We start from the raw sequence: 6,902 nt of genomic DNA, 5'->3' as shown, positions 1-6,902 counted from the left end.
CCAATAGGCAAGTTTGGTCATAGCGATTTCTTTTGGAATAAGTTTATTGTATATCGCTCTTAACTTGTTTGTTAAGCCATATGCTTGCTCAATTTCCGGATATAATTCAAACAATAGTTTAGCTCTATCTTGTTGGTCTATTATCCAGTTATTAGGACTTTTGTATAGTAAATGTCTAGATCGGGCTAATAATTGTTTTTTCGTATCTCCATTGGATAAGGTTTCAGATCAATAGGTTTTATTTGTACACTTAGCATGGGTAATAGCATTATTTTCATTGTCCATTTCAATCCAACGATGTTTAATTCTAATATTCTGGAGTGCTTCGCTAGCAAGTTTTTGCACGTGAAAACGATCGATAACTTGTGTAGCGTTTACGAAACATCTTTTTGCTATCTGTTTCATAGAACCAGCCATGTCAAGGGTTATTTCTTTGACTTTGTTTCTAAGGTATTTAGGTAGTTTTGATAAGTGTTCTACAACTGTTTCAGATTTTGTTCCTTTTACAATAGCAATAATAGTGTTTTCCCTGCCTTTAACTACCTTAGAGGTGACTATGGTGTATAATTCTCCTTTAGATAAGCAGGCTTCATCTATCGATAGCTTTTCCGTTATGTTTTTTTGGATACAATAACCAATCTTTAGCGTGGCCAAGCTGATCCCAGGCTTTAAAGTCGCTAGTTTTATTTTTGTATTGATGTTGAAATTTCTTTCCATCAATACCGAATAGATCTGCTATTGCTTTACAGCTAAGTATTTTAGTAACGGCTAATTTTTTTTAAGAACTCCGAAAACTTTTTAGTCATTCGGTTCCTTCGACAATCATATTCCAATCTCTAGCTATTATTACTCCTGTTTATTTATCTGTCCAGCGACGGTGTTGAACATGCAGTTTTACTGATTTTACACGTAATGGAAAATCTTCGATGGTAGTCATGGGATAAAATCCTTTTGAAATTAGTTGTCTATCTGTAAGTTGATGACCATAATCGTTCTTTTCTTCGAAGTAGATATCTAAATGACTATTTAATTCTTTAACTTTTGTAATATTAAAGTGCTCTACCAAGTACTCAAGTAGGATTAGTTTTAGTATTTCTTTGCTATCCATCATGATGCAAATATATTATTTTACAACTTCCTCCCCAAGTTTTGCGCTTGCCCCCTAAAATCTAGATATAAAAAAGGGAATAAAAATTAAATTTTTATTCCCTTTTTTATATTTTGTAAATTATCTAATATGGAATCTAAAAATGCTTTTTAAAAATAAATTTAGAATAATCGTATTAAATCTAAAAATTTAAGAACCCTAGCTATAACTATTAACAAACAACAAATATTCTATCATGGACGACCAAACATTAAAACAGATTATTAGAAAGGGTTCTCTTTTGATATAATCAAAAGTGCTCTTTTTGGTTACATCAAATGTATAAAGAAACTATATTACTTATAAAAAAAAATTAGTGAATGGGTGTTTTTTATGAGTGAATGGATTTATATTCTACGAATCGAGAATAATTAAAACTTTTGTTCCGTTATCTGAAAATAAAATATCAATATTTTTCTCAAAATTTTTCTGAGTTAAATCAAGTCGTTTTTTTACAATCGAAATACCTTTTGAATTGTGGGTTGTATTTTTATTATTTTTATTTCCTATTCCATTATCTTCAATTAAAATCTGAATTTTACCTTTATATCGTTCAACAGATAACTTAATCAATGGTTTTTCAATTGAAGCAGGAAATGCGTGTACAATTGAATTTTCAACGAAAGGTTGTAATAATAAAGGAGAAATTTCAATTGAATTTAAATTTAGATTTGATTCCACATTAACTTCAAAAGTAATTTGATTTTCTACACGAATATTTTCAATTTCAATATATTGTTTTAAATAATCAATTTCTTCACTAAGACTGATTGACTTCTTATCTGAAAAATCTAATGTTCTACGAATTAATGAAGAAAATCGTTCTAAATAATACAAAGCATTATCAACATCTTTTGTAATAATATAAAATTGAATTGAACTAAGAACATTGAATAAAAAGTGCGAATTCATTTGGCTTTTCAATGCTTGAAGTTTCACTTCTGCTAACTGCTTATCAAACATTAATTCTTTTTTCTCTTGTTCTGCTTGAAGTTCAATAAGCTTCATTTTTTTGCGTTGTGAACTTTGAATGATGTTTATTCGTAATTTGATTATTAAAATTGAAATCAAAATAACAGCAATTATTATAGCAATTATAAAAGGTAATTTTAAATAATATGGAGGTTCAATTTCAATTTTGACTAAACTTTGGATGGATACATTTCCGTTATCTTCATTCGAGATTTGTATTTCTAAGTCATAAAAACCTTTATCTAAATAACTTAAATTAATTTGTGTGTCATTGATTAAATCTGTCCAAGATTCAGTTGATTTTAAACGGTATTTAAATTTTAGCTTATCTGGAAATTTTTCATTTGTAACCGTAAAAAATATATTAATGTTGTTTTCTGTATAATTTAAAACTAAACCATTTGAAATATTATTAATAGTAGAATCATCTAGTTTTTTATTATTAACTAGAATTTTTGTAATTTTTGCAAAATTAATCGTTTGCTTTTTGTTTTTAAAATTCGAATTATCTAAAACATAATAACCATTAGAAGTTAACACAAATAATTTTGAGTCAAATGTAATTGCTTTATTTATGTTATAATTTGTAAAACCTTGACTCTTATTAATAAAGAAATATTTATTTTCTTTGAAAACATTTATTCCTAAATTAGTTCCAACATATAAAATACCCTCGATTTCACTTACAAATGCTGTTGTACTTCCCTTTATTTTTTGATGATTTATATGGCGAATTATTTTAATTGGTGATTGATTTACATCAAACTCATACACATCATTAAAATCAGTTACAATGATTAAATTCCCATTATTTGATTTTGTAATTCTTTTTAATTTAGGTTCAGTGAATTCTTTTGAAACTAAAAAAGATTTAAAAACTCCATTTTTGTATTCATACAAACCAGTCAAAGCGGAAGCAAAATAAAGAGCATTATCAAAATTCGCAATCGAAACAATATCTGCTGGAATATTTGGATTATTCCAATTATGGAAATATTTATTTTCCATAGTATTGATATTTTCAAAAATTCGAATTCCTCCATAAGGAACAACTGTTGTCAACTTTCCTTCAAAAAAAGTAAAAATAAAAACGTGGATAGGATGATATTTAGTGATTTTTCCGTTTAAATCAAGTTCAAACATTCCAATATTTGAAGATACCCAAATGGTGTTTTTATTTATTAATGAATTATAAAATATAATTCTATTTTCAGGAATATTATAATCAATAGGATAAAAATGATTAGTAATTATCGTATAATCTTTAAACTTATCATCATTTTTTTCTTGATATTTTTTAAACTCATGTAAACTTACATTCTTGGTTGATTCATTATTAGTTATAATACTTAAACCTTTATCATGAAAAACATATTCTTTATTTCTATCAAAAAGTAACGAATAAACTTTACCATACCCATTTTGATAAAAAATAGATGCATTCAAATTCACTTGAATCAATCCATTATTTTGAGTTCCAATATAAAGAAATTCATTCTTATTATCATAAGCAAAACTTTTCAAATCTAAAAAAGGAACTTTTAAAGGAACAACACGATTCACTAATTTTTCATCTTCCAAGCGATATATTCCTCCATCATTATCATAAATACCCGAAGAAATAAAACACATTTTACCTTTATACGGATAAAATTGCCAAACACTTGGAACTTGATATTTGGTAATAATTTCAAATTTTTCTGAATCTACAATCAACAATTCTGTTTCTGTTCCCAAATAAATATTACCTTTCCATACATAAGATGAAAATATTTTTTTAATATCATTAACCTTTATTAGTTCATCATTTTCAATTACATACAAGCCGTCATTTATAGTTGTAACATAAACTTTATCATTAATTTCAAAAAAACTTGAAACGCTAAAATCGTAATTTGGATTTTGGATAAAACTTGGATTGATAATAGAAAAATCATCTTTAGAAATAATTGAAATACCATTTAAAGTACCTGCATAAATTTTATCCTTAAAAGGAAAAACAACTCTCACAAAATCATTTACTAAACCATTTTTAGTATTAATAAGACGACTTGAATATTTATCAAAACATAGAATTCCTTGACCATATCCAGCAATCCACATTTTCTTATTTTCATCTTCAGTAATATCAAAAATATTATTGAATTTATGTTTTGTAGCTTCACCAACAATTTCAAAAGAATTCATCTTTTTCTTAGACAAACCTGCGCGTGAACCAATCCATAAAAGTTCCTTCAGAATCAATAAATGTTTTTTGAATATTATTAGAAAACAGACCTTCGTTTACTGTAATAACTTTTGTATCAATATATTGAGCAAACAATAATTGAGTAAAGAAAAATAAAAAAAGGAAACATTTAAATTTCATAAAAAGTATTTATCGACATTTTCTTTATATGAAGCCGAAACCGGAATGAAATTATCTAAATCATCAATTTCAAATTTCAAAACTAGACCGTTTCTGTCTTTATCATAATAATCGACTTGAGAAACATTGACAAGAAATGAACGATGAACTCTAATGAAAATAGACTCAGGCAAACGCGATTCTACATCACGTAAGGTTTTTGACATCAAATAATTAGTATCTTTCAAGTAAATTATACAGTAATTATTATCTGCCTTACAATATAAAATTTCATCTAGCTCAACCAACATTCTTTTATTTTTGGATGTGTTGATAAATTTAAAATATTTTTTATCATCCTTTTTTGATTCAAATCGTTCAAAAATAGTTTTAAGCTTTTCTCTATCAAATGGTTTCAAAATATAACCAAAACAACCATAATCATTAATAGATTGTTCCATATATTGCGCATAAGCTGTTGTAAACACAACTTCAAATGTTTCACGATTTACATTTTTTAATAATTCAAAACCATTAGCTTCTGGCATTTCAATATCAAGAAAAACCAAATCAGGCAAATAGGTTTCAATTGCCTCAATCCCCGTTTTTACAGAATTACACAAAATAATTTCATGTTTGTGATTTGGGAAAATCATGTTGATGTATTCTTTTAAAAGTTCTCGTAACTTTTTTTCATCATCGATAATTACAATAGTAAGATTACTCATAAGTATAAATACATTTTTGGTGATTTTTTAAAGATAAATAAATTTGAAATTAGTTATCGTTTTTTAACTTTTTTACATTTTTTAAGATTAATAAATTCATTGGGTGTGTAGATAAACCAGAAATATCTTCGTGGGTAAATCGAACAACTTTGTCGTAAAACAAAACGATTACAGGAACTTCTTCTTGAATAATTTCATCCATTTTTTCATAAATTAATTTACGTTTTTCGATGTCCGTTTCTGTAAATGATTCGTTGTATAACATATCAAATTTAACATTTTTAAAATGCGTATAATTTGGACCATTGGGCGCAAAGTTTTTACTAGAAAATAAAGATAAATAGTTTTCCGCATCCGGATAATCTGCAATCCAACTTCCACGGAAAAAAGAAACTTTACCTGTTGCCATACTTTGACGTAAAGTTGATGGAGGTGAAACATCTACTTGAACATCAATCCCGATTTTTTGCCATTCACGTTGTAAATATTCAGAAATATCAACATAAGTGCTATTTGTGGTTAACATTACTTTTGGTTTGATTTTTTTCTCTTTAATATATTCAGCAACTAAATTTTTAGCTTTTTCTATATCGTATGTAACCAAATTTGCATCGTTATAACCTGCCAAACCTTCTGGAATAATTCCTTTAACTTTAGAAGAACCCATTCCATTTCGTAAATAAACTAATAATTTATGTCGGTCAAAACCAATATTCAAAGCTTGGCGAATACGTTTGTCTTTTACCACTTCATCATTCCCATCTAAACGAAAACCAAGATATTCCGAATTTAAATAAGGTCCGGTTAAAAGTTTTATTTGTTCTTTATATTTAGATTGTAATTCACCTTTTGAATTTAATAAATCATCTTTATAAGACGGATCTAAACCATTTATAAAATCTAAATTTCCTTGAATAAACTGAAGAAAAGCACTTTGTTTATCTGGTAAAAAATTTATTGCAACAGCATCTAAATACGGAAGTTGATTACCTTCTTCATCTTTTTCAAAATACAGAGGATTTTTTCTTAAAACCAACTTAATGTTTTCTTCCCAAATTTTAAATTGAAAAGGACCTGTTCCGATTGGATTTGTTCTAAAATCAATAGTTGCATCTTCAACAATTTCTTTCGGTACAACCGAAGCATATTTCATAGAAAGTAATCCTAAAAATGCTGGAAAAGGTTTTTGAAGTTTTATTTGAAATACAGAATCATTCACAGCTTTAAAATCATCTACATACTGAAAAATCCAAGCTCCAGGTGAAGCCAATTCCTCGCTAATAACACGTTTGAAACTATATTCAAAATCCGAAGCCACAACAACTCGTGTACTATCTTGACCAAAATTTATATGTTTATGAAAATAAACATCGTTACGTAAAACAAATTCATAGGTTTTTCCATCATCAGAAATTTTCCATGATTTTGCAACATCAGGTTTTACGTTTAATTCATCATCTAGCAATACCAAACTATTAAAAATTTGATTACAAGGCCAAATTATTGCTTGATTTCTAGCAAAAGCAGGATCTAAAGTTTGAATATTTGCACTTTCATTATATCTAAAAACCGTAAGATTTTCATTAGCAGTTTGCTTTTTTGAACATGATGTAAAAGAAAAAAGGAAACAAACTGTTGATATATAATAGAATAATGATTTCATGAAACCGATTTTTGTATGTAAATTTGCAAATTCCTTTTCTATTTA

At 27.0% G+C, this 6,902-nt stretch carries 4 protein-coding genes and 1 pseudogene; all 5 read right to left on the bottom strand.

Annotated elements, in window-relative coordinates; translation table 11 throughout:
* A pseudogene (locus EG240_RS02770) lies at positions 1-717 on the bottom strand (ISAon1 family transposase); the annotation flags it as partial.
* Between the two features lie 139 nt (positions 718-856).
* Positions 857-1,066 carry an ISAon1 family transposase N-terminal region protein gene (locus EG240_RS16785; protein ID WP_235830323.1) on the bottom strand — a complete coding sequence of 70 codons (210 nt, stop codon included), beginning with the start codon at positions 1,064-1,066 and terminating at the stop codon, positions 857-859.
* Positions 1,067-1,501: 435 nt separating this feature from the next.
* Positions 1,502-4,363 (bottom strand): sensor histidine kinase, encoded by a 2,862-nt coding sequence (locus EG240_RS02760; protein WP_125017174.1) that lies wholly within the window; start codon positions 4,361-4,363, stop codon positions 1,502-1,504.
* A gap of 120 nt (positions 4,364-4,483) precedes the next feature.
* Positions 4,484-5,194 (bottom strand): LytR/AlgR family response regulator transcription factor, encoded by a 711-nt coding sequence (locus EG240_RS02755; protein ID WP_125017172.1) that lies wholly within the window; start codon positions 5,192-5,194, stop codon positions 4,484-4,486.
* 49 nt (positions 5,195-5,243) lie between these two features.
* On the bottom strand, positions 5,244-6,857 hold the full coding sequence (locus EG240_RS02750) for an ABC transporter substrate-binding protein (protein WP_125017170.1): 1,614 nt from the start codon (positions 6,855-6,857) through the stop codon (positions 5,244-5,246).
* Positions 6,858-6,902 lie beyond the last annotated feature (45 nt).

This window comes from Paenimyroides tangerinum (genome assembly GCF_003865405.1).
Taxonomy (GTDB): Bacteria; Bacteroidota; Bacteroidia; order Flavobacteriales; family Flavobacteriaceae; genus Flavobacterium; species Flavobacterium tangerinum.
The sequence above is the reverse complement of the archived record's forward strand: the minus strand, read 5'-3'. Positions and strand labels throughout refer to the sequence as shown.

Coding starts and splice junctions, on each gene's coding strand:
- EG240_RS02750 (WP_125017170.1), bottom strand. CDS start 6,857: ATGAAATCATTATTCTATTATATATCAACAGTTTGTTTCCTTTTTTCT.
- EG240_RS02755 (WP_125017172.1), bottom strand. CDS start 5,194: ATGAGTAATCTTACTATTGTAATTATCGATGATGAAAAAAAGTTACGA.